The sequence below is a fragment of the Pantoea sp. ARC270 genome (assembly GCF_003236725.1).
GTDB classification, from domain to species: domain Bacteria; phylum Pseudomonadota; class Gammaproteobacteria; order Enterobacterales; family Enterobacteriaceae; genus Pantoea; species Pantoea anthophila.
This window is the reverse complement of the sequence record NZ_PUGA01000003.1, coordinates 30,866-44,379: the sequence shown is the minus strand read 5'-3', so window position 1 is coordinate 44,379 and position 13,514 is coordinate 30,866. Positions and strand designations below refer to the sequence as shown.

Genomic DNA, 13,514 nt, shown 5'->3' with positions numbered 1-13,514 from the left:
CCTGTGCCGTCTGGCTTATCGGCGCGTCAGTGCCCGCCCGCCAGGCCATCCGCTCTGTTTTCCCTCCGCCAGCCTGACCTGCCATCTCTCCCCGCTGAGGCGCTGAACCGGGGAGATAACCATAAACAGATTTAATGTTGATAAAGCGGCAAACGGGTTGAATATGGAAATGTTATATCATAACATTTCATTTTGTAACTTTTACTGAGGGTCAGGTTGTGGTGAATCATGCAGGTAAATGGATAGGGATCGTGGCGGCGCTGTTAATCACGCAGCAGGTGCAGGCACACGGCAGTCACGCACATGGCAAACCGCTGTCAGCGCAGGAGCAGAAAGCCGCAGAAGGGGTCTTTGCTGACAGCGACGTGAAAGATCGTTCGCTTTCTGACTGGGATGGGCTGTGGCAGTCGGTCTATCCGCTGCTGCAGAGTGGCGAGCTGGATCCGGTCTGGCAGAAGAAAGCGCAGCAGGATCCCCATAAAACGGCCGCAGAATATAAAGAATATTATCGCAAAGGGTATGCCACCCGCGTCGATACCATCGGTATTGAAAATGGCGTCATGGAGTTTCACGTGGGCGACCAGGTCAGCGCCTGTCACTACCGCTATGACGGCTATAAAATCCTGACCTACAGCTCTGGCAAAAAAGGGGTGCGCTACCTCTTTACCTGTGAAGACGCGAACAGCCGCGCGCCAAAATATGTGCAGTTCAGCGACCACACGATCGGACCGCGTAAGTCTGCCCATTTCCATATCTTCACGGGCAACGACTCTCACCAGGCGCTGCTGGCGGAGATGGAGAACTGGCCGACCTATTATCCCTACCAGATGATGAATGCTGAGGTGGTGGAGGAGATGCTGCACCACTAAGCGCGGGGTAAGATGGCTCACGGGTGACGGCGGGTCGGGCTCCTGTCCGCCGTCCTTCTCCTGACCCGTGGCCGCGCTGTCAGCCCACCCAGACCGGGCGGCGCGAAGCGGGGATACCCATCACGACGCGGCGATAAGCCTCCTCCACCAGTTGCTGAATCAGGCCGGGCGAGAGGCCGTCACCGGGCGAGACCGTGATCCAGTGACGCTTATTCATGTGATAGCCGGGGGTAATAGAGGGGTAGATGACTCGGTGCAGCTCCGCCTGCTGCGGCTCGCATTTCAGCGTGATGATGGGCACCCCGCGCAGTTCGGTCAGCAGCAAAAACACTTTTCCACACACTTTATATACCTGATGTTTCGGCCCGAACGGATAGCTGCATTCGGCGGCGGGCAGCCGCTCCGCTGCGTCGATGGCGATGCACTGGATTTCATGGCCCTGCATAGCGTTTCTCCCTGTCACTCTATAGCCTGCCTCTGCGCCCCGCGACTGGCTGGTCGCCAGAGGCCTGTTACACTTCTGATAAGCATCAATCAGGAGCAGTCATGAAATTAGGCTTTGCATGTAAGTATCTCAACAGTGATGGCAAACAATTTTTCCCGTTTCGCGCCACCACCCGTAAACGGTTTCTGAGTTTATCGCATGATGAACGTTATCAGCTGGTCTATGAGATCAGCGTTACCAACCTGAATCATCTTTATCAGACGCTGGAGCAACTGGCTACCTTACCCGCGCCTCTCCGGATGATGCGTATCGGCAGCGATCTGCTGCCGCTTTACACCGTGCCCGAAGCCACACCGCTGTTTGCGGCGTTTCTGCCCGAACTCCATCCGCTGTTTGCCCGCTGTGGTGAACTGGCGCGGGCAAATGATATCCGGCTCTCCTTCCATCCGGGCCAGTACACCGTGCTGGCCTCCGATAATCCCGATGTGGTGACCCGCGCGCTGGAGGATGTGGAGTATCACACGCTCTGCGCTACGCTGATGGGCTACGGCAAACAGTTTCAGGATTTCAAAATCAACATCCATATGAACGGCAAGGCGGGGTTCGACGGATTTAAACGCGCCTTTGAGCAGCTCAGCCCGGAAGCGCAACGGATGCTGACGGTGGAGAATGATGAGATCTCCTGTTCGCTGGATGACGTGCTGCAGGCGGCACCGCTCTGTCCGGTGGTGCTGGATATTCACCATCACTGGGTAAAAGAGAGTGAGTTTATTCAGCCAGACGATCCGCGTGTTGCCCGCGTCATCGACTCCTGGCGCGGCGTGCGTCCGGTGCTGCACTACTCGATTTCGCAGGAGGGGATCATTCCGCCGCAGGGCTGGCCCGATCAGGCGGCGCTGGGGGTGAGCAAAAGCAAACTGCGGGCGCACTCTGACTACTTCTTTAACCCGACGCTGAATGGATGGGCGCTGTCGTTTCAGGATTTCGACATTATGTGCGAAGTGAAAATGAAGAATCTGGCGCGGGAACCGCTCTACGCCTGGGCGATAGCGCAGCAGCGGATAGCCGATCCCCTGGCAGAGTGTGCCAGGGAATCGTCCTGTTAAATAATCGCCACGCCGCCAGTGACGGCGATGGTTGCCCCTGAAATGTAGCTGCCTTCGTCACTGGCCAGCATCACATAGGTGGGTGCCAGCTCAGCAGGCTGACCGGCCCGCTGCAGCGGCACCTCGCTGCCAAAGTTTTTCACCTGTTCAACCGGCATGGTTGAGGGGATCAGCGGCGTCCAGATAGGGCCGGGCGCGACCGCATTGGCGCGGATACCTTTTTCAGCCAGCAGAGCGGCCAGTCCGCCGGAGAAGTTGACGATGGCGGCTTTAGTGGCCGAATAGGCGAGCAGCTTCGGTTTTGGCTGATCGGCATTGATTGAGGCGGTGTTGATGATCGACCCGCCCGCCGGCATATGCCGGGTGGCGGCTTTAGTCAGATAAAACATCGCGTAGAGGTTGGTTTTCATGGTGCGGTCAAACTCTTCATCGCTGATCTCATCCAGCGACATACGCGTCATCTGAAAGGCGGCGTTGTTGACCAGGATGTTAACCTCCCCGAAAGCCTCTACCGCCCGATCGACCAGCGCATTACAGTGAGACGCCTCGGTAATATCGCCGGGCACCAGCACGGCTTTGCGACCGGCGGCCTCTACCAGCCGGGCCGTATCCTGCGCATCTTCATGTTCATCGAGGTAGGAGATCAGCACATCGGCACCTTCGCGGGCAAACGCAATGGCGACAGCCCGGCCAATGCCAGAGTCGCCACCGGTAATAATGGCTTTTTTACCCGTCAGGCGGCCTGATCCCTGATAGCTCTCTTCGCCATGATCGGGCTGCGGCTGCATCGCGGCAGTGCTGCCTGGCCACGTCTGCTGCTGTTCGGCGAAAGGTGGCTGTGGACGCTGAGTGGATGACATGGCTATTCCTCCAGTAAAAAAGGCGAAACCTGTCAGGGCGTCACTCCCCGACAGGCGTGCAGCATGAGTGATTAAGGTTTCGGCGGCGTGATACCGTCAATCTGCTCTGCCTGGGCACCGGAACCCGGGCGGGCGTTACCGAGCAGCGGTTCGTCACCCAGAATATCGGGCTGCTGTTTCGCGCTGAACTGACCCTGACCATCGTAAGCCGGACCGCTGCTCCAGCGGCCTTCCGGCAGCGGTTTATCCAGTGAGGTGTTCAGGCAGTAGTAGGAGTGTTCCTGCGCCTCATTTTCCTGCGGGAAGCTGTTCGGGATCGGCAGCGAGGCGTTCAGTCCGCCCATCTCCTCAATCACCGCCAGCCACTGCTGCTGGTGCATGGTGTCCCTGGCGATCAGGAATGAGAGGAAATCCTTCATGCCTTTATCTTCGGTCATGTTGTAGAGACGGGTAGCCAGCACGCGACCGGTGGCCTCTGCGGTGACGTTGGCCAGCATATCCGCCGCGACGTTACCGGAGGCGTAAATGTGGCTCATGTCGAACGGCATTCCGTTGGCGTTCACCGGCATTGCGGCCAGGCCGGAAGAGAGAATATGGCGCGGGTTCATGCCGCCCAGAATCGCATTGACCACCGGATCTTTCGCGGAGGCTTCCTGGTAAGAGAGGGGGGCACCTTCCAGATTAAGCGCCACGGCGTAGCCCAGCATTTCGATATGGCTCAGCTCTTCGGTGGCGGTTGAGATCAGCAGATCGCGAATCCGCACATCACCGCGTGCGCCCATTGCCTGGAAAAAGTATTGCATCGCTACACGAATTTCACCTTCGACGCCGCCGATCGCCTGCTGTAACAGCATGGCAAACTCTGGATCGGGTTTCTCTACACGAACCGGAAATTGAAGTTTTGATGAATGATGAAACATGATTATTTTCCTCGTCTGTGTTTGCAGGAGATGCAGAAAAAGCCTGGACACAGATATCGGATAAATAAAGCGAACCGAGAGCAATTAACCGCAATTGGTGGTGAAATAAGCGGCAAAAATAGTTAAATCTGGCACGATATCTGGCTGTAAGAGAGGGAGGAAAAAGAGGGGACGCAAAGGGGGTCTACAGGACAAAAAAAAGCCCCTTATCAGGGGCAGATTCCGGACAGGAAACGCATCCATGCTAATTCGCGTTCCATCGTAACAGACACAGGTTTTTTAGCTGGCGCTGGCTGCCGGCGCACGCTGCAGAACATGTTCAAGAGCCTGACGGTAAACGTCCTGTTTAACCACGTCACGCTCACTCTCCAGGCGGTTAATCAGGCCCAGCACGACATCTTTATCGGAAACGTGGGCTTTAGCACGGGCGAGTTCAGCATGGACAGCCGCGATAACCTGTTTTTCAGTCGTCAGTGTCTTGCCAGAGTTCATGAAGTAATCAGAAATCTGAGACTCTGTATTCATCGTAGGTTGCATGTCAGGCCTCATAAGAAATTGGGGGTTGATGCGTCGATTCAGATCCGGTGACCGGCAGACGCAAAAAAAATTGCATCTGAAGGTGGAAATCCACAACACCTTCAGATGCGGTGCAAAGCACCCTTCGTTACAAGTGATTTATCGTCACGCAGTAAAGTTATACAAGAATGAGAAACTTGTACAATGAAATCTGATAAAAGTGTACTGGTCGGAGATGTTGACGGGTTGAGTTTTCCTCGAAAATGGCAGGTTTTTTTCTTTTATGTGAGTAAATACAGTGGGTTAATTTATCATCCCGGTCAGCGTAACGGGAAGGGCAAGGCACCCGTTTATTTTGCGGCCACCCGGTAAAAACGTTACAACTGCCTTTTTTACGCCGTTTTTCTCCAGAAACCTGTACAGCCTGTACAGGTTTCTGCGGTGCACAGGATCAGCGTGCACCGCGGCTGCTGGAATCCTGACCGTCCGGCCGGTCAGGACGCATAATTCACTTCACACGCCGGAGGCAGAAGACTAAGGTTGACCCCTAATTCATCACAAGGAAACGATCATGGTTCACGACTATTTCGCGATACCGCCTGCGGGCATCACTCAGGAGCAACACAAACGTTCGGTCGCCGTGGCGGCTGCCCTGTCAGTGGCAAAAGAGTCCGTCAGCGCCTCGACCTCGGCTACCGGCTCTAAAGCCTCCTGGGACCTGCAGGCAGTGGCCAATGAAATTGGCAATCTGGCCGACGCGATTCAGGATGCGCTGGAGAGCGACAGCGCGGTTTAAACGCTGACGGCGAGGCCACCGCCGCCGCTGAGACGGAAGAGAACAGGGCGGTGGCAGCGACCCGCACAGCCTGCGAACGGTCACTGTCGGGCACTGCCGGAAAGGGGGTTATCTCATCGCCCCCGGCTCAGACTGAATAGCGTGGCAGAGCCTGTGCGCTGCTTATTTCCTTTCTCCCGACCGCTCCGCTCTTCTTGTTTTTTGCGCACGATCACTCTCTTATCTGACCTCTTTTCATTCCCGGAATGATTCAGCGCACGCGGCTGAACATTCTCTTTTTCTGCCTGCGATAAATGTCCTTCAGCCAGCATCACCGCATTAAGGCTGTCGCGCGTTGCCGTTTAAAAAAAGCGGAATAATCAGGCTGCGTTACCTGTTTAAATGGCCGCCGGGCGTGATCCGATTGTGCTTAAGTTAAAAAGTCAGTGGGTGAATTTATAAGAAGAATGAATGTAAGCCGCTCTCAGCGTTATTTTATCGCTGCGGAGAAAATCATCTGATTTCGCTTAATATCGCGGCAGCCAGAAAGAAAGATTAAAAAAAGTGTGTGGTTGTCAGGCGCTTTACTTAAAAACACCTCGTTTCGCTTGATTAAAAGGGGGATTCGATATTACTGTGTTTATATACAGTAATTCGGAAGAGGAGAACAATGATGGAATTTATCAAACCTGCGGACATACGCGCCGCAATGGCCTTGCCGCTCTATATCGAACGTGTCCCGTGCGGATTTCCCTCCCCGGCGCAGGACTATGTTGAACAGCGTATCGATCTGAATACGCTGATGGTACAGCACCCCAGCGCCACCTATTTTGTCCGGGTCAGCGGCGAATCGATGATAGAGGCGGGCATCAATGATGGTGACATGCTGGTGGTCGACAGCTCCCTCACCGCCGGACATGGGGACATCGTGGTAGCCGCCGTCGACGGGGAATTTACCGTGAAACGCCTGCAGCTTCATCCCTGCCTGCAACTGATGCCGATGAACACCAAATTTAAGCCCATCGCCATCCAGACTGAAGATGTGCTGGAAGTGTTTGGCGTCGTTACCTTTGTGATTAAATCGACGCACTGAGCATGTTTGCGCTGGCCTGAATGAATGCCGCTATCCGGCAGAAAGCATCGGTGCGCTGATGCAATGAGACAGGCGCAGAGAGCCCGCTTCAGCCGGACTCTCCGCGCCTGCACTACGCCTGGCAAGCACCACGGCACGCGCGTCACAGGCGAGGGCGACATTCATGTCGTGAATTTCCCAATCCAGGGGTTATGGGTTTCCTGAGACCAGAGCTGTGACAGCCGTTCCCGGAACTTTTCCGCCGCCGGACTGAGTCCCGTCTCTCTGCGCTGAACCAGGCCCAGCGTGCGTCGGATCACCGGTTCAACCAGCGGACGGCTGACAAGGACAGGGTGTTCATCCATGGGCATCGCCAGGTTCGGCACCACCGCGACACCCAGGCCCGCCTCCACCATACCGAGTGACGTTGAGAGATGTCTGACCTCGTAAAACCAGTCGGGTTTAAAGGTTCCGCCCTCCAGCGCCTGGTCGATTAGCGATCGGTTACCGCTTGAGCGCCTTACACCAATCAGTCTTGAACCCGCCAAATCTTCCCACGTCACCAGCGGTTTTTGCGCCAGCGGGTGATCGCGCCGGCAGGCGAGAACAAAGGGTTCATTGACGAGCGGGCTAAAATCGATGTTGGGATGTGTGATGTTTATCATATTTATGCCGAAATCTGCGTCGCCATTTAAGACGGCTTCGAGGCAGTCGCTGGCACTGTGTTCCAGAATCCGGATACGAATGTTGGGATAGAGATTGTTAAAATCTCTGATAGCGGAGGGCAGAAAGTAGAACGCCGCCGTGGGCAGGCAGGAGAGGGTAATCACTCCGCTCTGATGTGTCGCCATCTCCTTAATACTGAGAATCGAGCTTTCATAGAAGTCGATTAAATTCTTCGCTTTAGGTAAAAACTCTCTGCCAACCGCCGTAAGCCTGATATTTCTTGTCGTCCGTTCAAATAGCGTTGTTCCCAGGTTCTCCTCCAGTTTCTTAATTCTGCGTGTTAACGCAGGTTGTGAAATGTGAAGAAAGTGCGAGGCTCTTGTGAAACATCCAATTTCTGCAATTTTAACAAATGCTTGTATTCCCTGAAGCTCATGCTGCATGACCGTTCACGCCTTATTGTGATGAAGGTTTAACCACACTAACTCAGTGGGTATCTATGCGCAAAGCGTATTAATGACGCGAATATTGACATTAGAGTTATCGATGGCGCTGTGGAATTTTGATGCGGTTCTTATCACTATCAGAAATGAGAAAACATCATGCTAAAGATTCCTTGCGTACTGATGCGGGGCGGGACGTCGAAAGGGCCGGTGATTCTGGCCAGCGATTTACCGGCCAATGTTGAAGAGCGTGACGCTGTGCTGCTGGGTCTGATGGGCGCAGGCCATGAGCTCGAAATTGATGGTATTGGTGGCGGAAGTCCCCAGACGAGCAAGGTGGCGATTGTCAGCCCGTCACAGCACCCGGATGCCGATGTCGATTATCTTTTCGTTCAGGTGATGGTCAACGAGCGACGGGTCGATACCACGCCTAACTGCGGCAATATGCTCTGTGCTGTCGGGCCTTTTGCGATTGAAAAAGGGCTTGTCAGCGCCACCTGTCCCGTCACCACCGTGCGAATTCGTAACCTCAACACCGGCACTCTGGTCGACGCAGAGGTGCAGACGCCAGACGGGCGTGTCACTTATGAAGGCGACACACACATCGACGGGGTTCCCGGTACCGCAGCGCCTCTGGGGCTGACCTTTCTGAATTCGGCCGGCTGTAAGACCGGTAAATTACTGCCTACCGGTAACGTTATCGATCGTATCGATGAGGTTGAGGTGACCTGTATCGATATGGCCATGCCGATGATGCTCATTGATGCGACTCAGCTGGGAAAAACGGGCTATGAAAAACCGGCAGAGCTGGAAGCGGACCGCGCATTTATGGCGCGCCTGGAGCATCTTCGTCGTCAGGCTGGCCGGGCGATGGGGCTGGGTGACGTCGCTGACAAAGTGATCCCTAAACCTGTCCTGCTGAGCAAACCCCATGCGGGAGGGACGATTAGCGTTCGTTACTTTATGCCGCATGCCTGCCACCGCTCGCTGGCGATTACCGGGTCGATCGGCATTTCAACCGCAACACGCATTGAAAACTCTGTCGCTCACCGCGTGATGGCCGGACAGCCAAAGATGCCATACACCAATATTATCGATATTGAACATCCCGGCGGGAAAATTTCCGTTTCATTAACCAATGACAGTCATGAAATAGAAAAAACGCGAGCCGCGGTTATCCGGACATGCCGCAAACTTTTCGAGGGCGTTGTCTGCGTGCCGGATGCTGTAATTCCAGCAGTTATTTAATTACTGACCTCTGATAAAAATAATGGCCGCGCAGGCGAGCTATCGCTTTCTGTACCCTGAAAATAATATTGAGGATGTTATGACTATAACGACTGATAAAAAAACAGACCCCATGAGTGAGGTCAAAGCTGGTGCTTATATTCGCATCATTCTGGCCCTGGCTTTATCCGGGCTGGCCGAATTAGCCTCACTGTTCTTTATTCAGCCACTGCTGCCGGTTCTGGCGGTGGAATATGACGTTCCTGTCAGTCAGGTGAGTATTATTCTCTCCGCCGAGACCGCTTTACTGGCGTTCGGTCTGTTATTTACCGGAACGTTATCCGACCATTATGGCAGAAAGCGATTAATCATCGTTTCGCTGCTGGCAGGGGGGATATTGACGCTTCTCTGCCCGCTGGCGCAATCGTGGGCGCTGCTGGTTGCTCTGCGCGCCGTTATCGGACTGGCACTCAGTGGTATTGCGGCGGCGGCAACCGCCTATATCAGTGAAGAAGTGGCGCCGGTGGTGGCTGGCGTTGTCACCGGTTACTTTGTGTTTGGCAACTCCATGGGCGGCATGTCCGGGCGTATTATTGCCAGTCAGTTGATTGAACATATTTCTATAAACACCATCTTCTATGGATTTGCCGCCAGCCTCATCGCCGTGGCGATCCTGGTTAATTTCCTGTTGCCCGCCTCACGCAATTTTAAGCCGACTGAAAATCTGAATGTATTGTGTGTGGTGAAGGGCGCGGCGGCACACTTTAAAAATAAAAATCTCTCCAGGGTGTTTATTCTCAGTTTTATTATTTTTGGTGTCTTTACCTCACTCTATAACTATCTGGCTTTTTTCCTGAAGGGCGAACCCTTCAATATTACGCCAGCCAATGCGGGTCTGATCTCCTTCAGCTTTGCCCTGAGTTTCTTTACTGCACCGCAGGCGGGCCGGTTTGCCGAAAAATATGGCAGCATGACGGTACTCAGAATGCTTTTCGCCATGATGGCGCTGGGCATGCTGCTGACGCTGGTGAATAACGTGGCCATCTTTATCGTCGGGGCGGTTATTTTCACGGGCTGTTTCTTTGGCTGCCATGCAATTGGTCTGCGCTGGGTCAGCAAAAATGCCACCCATGCGCGGGGGCAGGCGGTCGCACTCTATCTTTTCTTCTACTACATGGGCGGCTCAGTGATTGGTTTCGTCAACGGTTTTGTCTTCCATGGCACCGGCTGGCACGGAATGACCGCTTTCATTATCGCCCTGCTGGTCGTGGCTGCCGTCGTGGCCACGTCGCTGGCGGGGGGTGAACAAAAAAAGCTGGTGCCCGCCACGCCCGTGAAATAACCCCGTAAACACCTTCACGCCGTCTCTGGCGGCGTGAACCCGGACAGATGTGAACAGAAGAAGCAGGCTCTATTATGAAACTAACCAGCTACAGTCATCACGGCCGTAAAAGCTACGGCATCTTTACCGAGAACGGCATTATCGACCTGGGTAAAAGAATCGGTCATACCTGGCCTGATCTGAAAGCCTTACTGCAGCAGGATGCCATCGACGTTGCCCGGCAATATCAGGATGACCCTGCCGACGTCAGGGTGAGTGAGATTACCTTCCTGCCCGTCATTGAAACACCCGAAAAAATCTTTTGTGTCGGCATGAATTACGCCGAAAAACGTCAGGAGTTTGCTGAAACCAGCGATGCGCCAACCCTGTTTATCCGGTTTCCTGACTCCCAGACCGGGCATGGAACGCCGGTCGTTAAACCGGCCTTATCCAGCGAGTTCGATTACGAAGGGGAGCTGGCCGTGATTATTGGCAAACCGGGCAGCAATATCGCGGTAAGTGAGGCGATGCAGCACGTTGCCGGCTACAGCTGCTACATGGATGGCTCCGTGCGTGACTGGCAGCACGCCTGGTTTACCGCCGGTAAAAACTGGCCTCATACGGGCGCTTTTGGCCCCTGTATGACGACGGCGGATGCCATTCCGGACCCGCATGCTTTGTCAATTCAGACCTGGCTGAACGGCAGGCTGGTACAGAATGATTCCACAGCCATCATGATCCATAAAATTGCTGACCTGATTAGCTACATTACCACCTTCACTTCACTCAGTGCCGGAGACGTCATTATTACCGGCTCGCCCGGTGGCGTTGGCAAAAAGCGCACGCCGCCCCTCTTTATGTATGAAGGCGACCAGGTCGACGTGGTTATTGAAAATGTCGGGCACCTGACCAACACGATTGTGGAGTCCGATCCGCAGCATCAGCGGCTGGCGTCGTAGTTTCTGCCAGTGACAACGGAATGTGACCCTCAACGGTATTTTCAGGAGTAACCCGATGTATAGCGACCAGGCGCTGACGTTCGAAACGGTTGACACCCGCCACGTTACGCTGCGGGAAGAGATCCGCCTTTTTCTGGCAGGGAATGGATTAGGCATGGATGAGGATATTGAGCAGTTCGTTGTGGCGCGCTGCAAACGGGATCTGGTGGCATGTGCAGGCATCGCGGGCAATACCTTAAAATGCGTCGCGGTGGAAAGCGGCTGGCGCGGAACCGCACTGGGGCTCAAGATCGTTCATGAAGCGGAGGTGCAGGCTATTCAGAATGGCGAGCATCAGCTCTTTCTCCTGACTACGCCAGAGAGGGTGAAAGCCTTCCGGGGATGCGGATTCTATCCGCTGGTGACGCTGGATAACCGCGCCACGCTGATGGAGAACACGCCGGTCGGCATCGATCACTACTGCAGAAAGCTACGGGCTCATCATCGGGTTCAGGCCGATCACGTTGGCGCGATTGTCATGAATGCCAATCCGTTTACCTCCGGACATCGCTATCTCATTGAGCAGGCTGCACACTCCTGCGACTGGCTGCATATTTTTGTGGTCGAAGAGGATTTATCGGCGTTCTCCTTTCAGGAACGTTTCGCGATGGTCCAGGCGGGGGCACGGCATATTCCGAATGCCTCGGTTCATCCCGGCTCGCGCTATATTATTTCGCGCGGGACTTTCCCCGGTTATTTTCTGAAAGAGAAGCAGATCGTGAATGACGTCTTCGCTGCCATCGATCTCATCTTATTCCGTCGCTACATTGCGCCTGCGTTAAATATTACGCAGCGGTTTGTCGGAACAGAACCCTTTTGCAAAGTTACGGCGCACTATAACCATGCGATGCATAACTGGCTCGAAGATGAGGCGATAATGGCAGACGCTATTATTAACGTGACTGAGATCGCCAGAATAACGGATGAAAATAATCTGCCAATATCGGCTTCTGCGGTAAGGGCGGCATTAAAAAGAAAGGATATGGATGCGGTTAAACGAATGGTGCCCGCCACGACGCTGCCTTTTTTAACCCGGTGGCTGTCACACCACGCTTTTACGCAGCCAGATTATGACCTGGCGAACGTCTGATAAATCATTATTCAGGAAAATAAAATGAAAATAGTTAAGGCGGCTATTGCCGGCACGCTGGAATCCAGCGACCTGGTGGTTAAAGTCAGCCCCGGTGAAGAGGGGCTGGAAATTACGATCCGCAGTGAAGTTTTTAAACAGTTTGGCGAACAGATTGCTGCCGTGGTGAAAGAAACGCTGGCGGCACTTAATGTGACCCAGGGGGAAATTGTTATTGAAGATAAAGGGGCACTGGATTGCGTTATTCGCGCCAGACTGCAGGCGGCAATATTGCGTGGCGCAGATCGCACCGATATCGTGTGGGAAAAAATATCATGAAAAAATTACGTCGCAGCATGCTTTTTTTACCCGGTTCAAGTGCCGCCATGCTCTCCACGGCTTTTATTTATCGCCCCGATTCAATCATGTTTGATCTGGAAGATGCCGTTTCATTAAAAGAGAAAGACAGCGCGCGGCTGCTGGTTTTTCATGCCTTACAGCACCCGATATATAAAGAGATCGAAACGGTGGTCAGAATTAATCCGCTGAATACCCCCTTTGGGCTGAAAGATGTTGAAGCGGCGGTTCGGGGCGGCGCGGATGTTATTCGCTTACCGAAAACAGATACGCCGGATGATATTGATCAGCTGGAAAGTGAAATTGCCCGCATCGAGGCGGAATGTGGCCGTCCGGTGGGATCAACAAAACTGATGGCAGCGATTGAATCGGCTGTCGGCGTGATTAATGCGGTCGCTATCGCCAAAGCATCGCCGCGTTTAATGGGCATCGCGCTGGCGGCCTTTGATTACGTGATGGATATGCAGACGGAGCGGGGCGACGGCGCCGAACTTTTTTATGCGCGCTGTGCGGTATTGCATGCGGCGCGTGGCGCAGGGATCGATGCGTTTGATGTGGTCTATGCCGACATTGATGATGAGGCGGGTTTTTTAAAAGAGGTGGAGCTGATTAAGCGTCTGGGCTTTAACGGCAAGTCGCTGATCAATCCCCGGCAGATTGAGATCGTACACAATGCCTACGCGCCCACGCAGGAAGAAGTTGATTACGCAGAGCGCGTGATTGCTGCGGCAGAAGAGGGGGATCGTCAGGGGCTGGGCGTGGTGTCGCTGAACGGAAAAATGATTGATGCGCCGATTATCAACCATGCCCGCGTCGTCCTTGACCGTAAAAACGCCTCCGGCGTCCGTCAGTAGCCCTTCCGCCCCGACT

15 protein-coding genes are annotated in these 13,514 nt (G+C 54.2%); 10 read left to right on the top strand and 5 right to left on the bottom strand.

Annotated features, from left to right (window positions below; translation table 11 throughout):
- The first annotated feature begins 218 nt into the window (after nt 1–218).
- The gene (gene zinT, locus CKF42_RS02430; protein WP_369974594.1) at nt 219–869 is read left to right on the top strand and encodes a metal-binding protein ZinT; all 651 of its coding nucleotides are present in this window, start codon (nt 219–221) and stop codon (nt 867–869) included.
- Nucleotides 870–948: 79 nt separating this feature from the next.
- Here the strand turns inward: zinT and CKF42_RS02425 are convergent, their stop codons facing one another.
- On the bottom strand, nt 949–1,314 hold the full coding sequence (locus CKF42_RS02425; RefSeq protein ID WP_111207397.1) for an MmcQ/YjbR family DNA-binding protein: 366 nt from the start codon (nt 1,312–1,314) through the stop codon (nt 949–951).
- 101 nt (nt 1,315–1,415) lie between these two features.
- Between CKF42_RS02425 and CKF42_RS02420 the strand changes: the two genes are divergently transcribed.
- Entirely contained in the window at nt 1,416–2,420 is a 1,005-nt protein-coding gene (locus tag CKF42_RS02420; protein ID WP_111207395.1) for a UV damage endonuclease UvsE, read from the top strand.
- Here CKF42_RS02420 and CKF42_RS02415 read toward each other — a convergent pair.
- From CKF42_RS02415 to CKF42_RS02405, 3 genes are all read right to left on the bottom strand, one after another.
- The gene (locus CKF42_RS02415) at nt 2,417–3,280 is read right to left on the bottom strand and encodes a glucose 1-dehydrogenase (RefSeq protein ID WP_009090416.1); all 864 of its coding nucleotides are present in this window, start codon (nt 3,278–3,280) and stop codon (nt 2,417–2,419) included. The genes CKF42_RS02420 and CKF42_RS02415 overlap by 4 nt on opposite strands.
- Before the next feature lie 71 nt (nt 3,281–3,351).
- A complete protein-coding gene (locus tag CKF42_RS02410) occupies nt 3,352–4,200 on the bottom strand; it encodes a manganese catalase family protein (protein ID WP_009090415.1) in 849 nt (282 codons plus the stop codon).
- A 279-nt stretch (nt 4,201–4,479) separates the two neighbouring features.
- A complete protein-coding gene (locus tag CKF42_RS02405; protein ID WP_033736266.1) occupies nt 4,480–4,737 on the bottom strand; it encodes a biofilm development regulator YmgB/AriR family protein in 258 nt (85 codons plus the stop codon).
- A 550-nt stretch (nt 4,738–5,287) separates the two neighbouring features.
- On the opposite strand from CKF42_RS02405, the gene CKF42_RS02400 reads away from it, so the two are divergent.
- Together CKF42_RS02400 and umuD are read left to right on the top strand one after the other, a co-directional pair.
- Entirely contained in the window at nt 5,288–5,512 is a 225-nt protein-coding gene (locus CKF42_RS02400; protein ID WP_009090413.1) for a hypothetical protein, read from the top strand.
- A 652-nt stretch (nt 5,513–6,164) separates the two neighbouring features.
- Nucleotides 6,165–6,584: a translesion error-prone DNA polymerase V autoproteolytic subunit gene (umuD, locus tag CKF42_RS02395; RefSeq protein WP_009090412.1), complete on the top strand. Its 420-nt coding sequence runs from the start codon at nt 6,165–6,167 to the stop codon at nt 6,582–6,584.
- A gap of 161 nt (nt 6,585–6,745) precedes the next feature.
- On the opposite strand, the gene CKF42_RS02390 is transcribed toward umuD, so the two are convergent.
- Nucleotides 6,746–7,672: a LysR family transcriptional regulator gene (locus CKF42_RS02390; RefSeq protein ID WP_111207394.1), complete on the bottom strand. Its 927-nt coding sequence runs from the start codon at nt 7,670–7,672 to the stop codon at nt 6,746–6,748.
- 159 nt (nt 7,673–7,831) lie between these two features.
- Between CKF42_RS02390 and CKF42_RS02385 the strand changes: the two genes are divergently transcribed.
- The 6 genes from CKF42_RS02385 (at nt 7,832) to citE (ending at nt 13,498) form a co-directional block, all read left to right on the top strand.
- Nucleotides 7,832–8,920 carry a 4-oxalomesaconate tautomerase gene (locus tag CKF42_RS02385; protein WP_111207393.1) on the top strand — a complete coding sequence of 363 codons (1,089 nt, stop codon included), beginning with the start codon at nt 7,832–7,834 and terminating at the stop codon, nt 8,918–8,920.
- Nucleotides 8,921–8,999: 79 nt separating this feature from the next.
- Entirely contained in the window at nt 9,000–10,241 is a 1,242-nt protein-coding gene (locus CKF42_RS02380; protein WP_111207474.1) for an MFS transporter, read from the top strand.
- Between the two features lie 74 nt (nt 10,242–10,315).
- Nucleotides 10,316–11,179, top strand: coding sequence for a fumarylacetoacetate hydrolase family protein (locus CKF42_RS02375; protein WP_111207392.1), 864 nt, complete (start codon nt 10,316–10,318; stop codon nt 11,177–11,179).
- A 55-nt stretch (nt 11,180–11,234) separates the two neighbouring features.
- Nucleotides 11,235–12,308: a [citrate (pro-3S)-lyase] ligase gene (citC, locus tag CKF42_RS02370; RefSeq protein ID WP_009090402.1), complete on the top strand. Its 1,074-nt coding sequence runs from the start codon at nt 11,235–11,237 to the stop codon at nt 12,306–12,308.
- Nucleotides 12,309–12,332: 24 nt separating this feature from the next.
- Nucleotides 12,333–12,626 carry a citrate lyase acyl carrier protein gene (citD, locus tag CKF42_RS02365; RefSeq protein ID WP_009090400.1) on the top strand — a complete coding sequence of 98 codons (294 nt, stop codon included), beginning with the start codon at nt 12,333–12,335 and terminating at the stop codon, nt 12,624–12,626.
- Entirely contained in the window at nt 12,623–13,498 is an 876-nt protein-coding gene (gene citE, locus CKF42_RS02360) for a citrate (pro-3S)-lyase subunit beta (RefSeq protein ID WP_111207391.1), read from the top strand. Before citD ends, citE begins: the two co-directional genes overlap by 4 nt.
- The last annotated feature ends 16 nt before the right edge of the window (nt 13,499–13,514 follow it).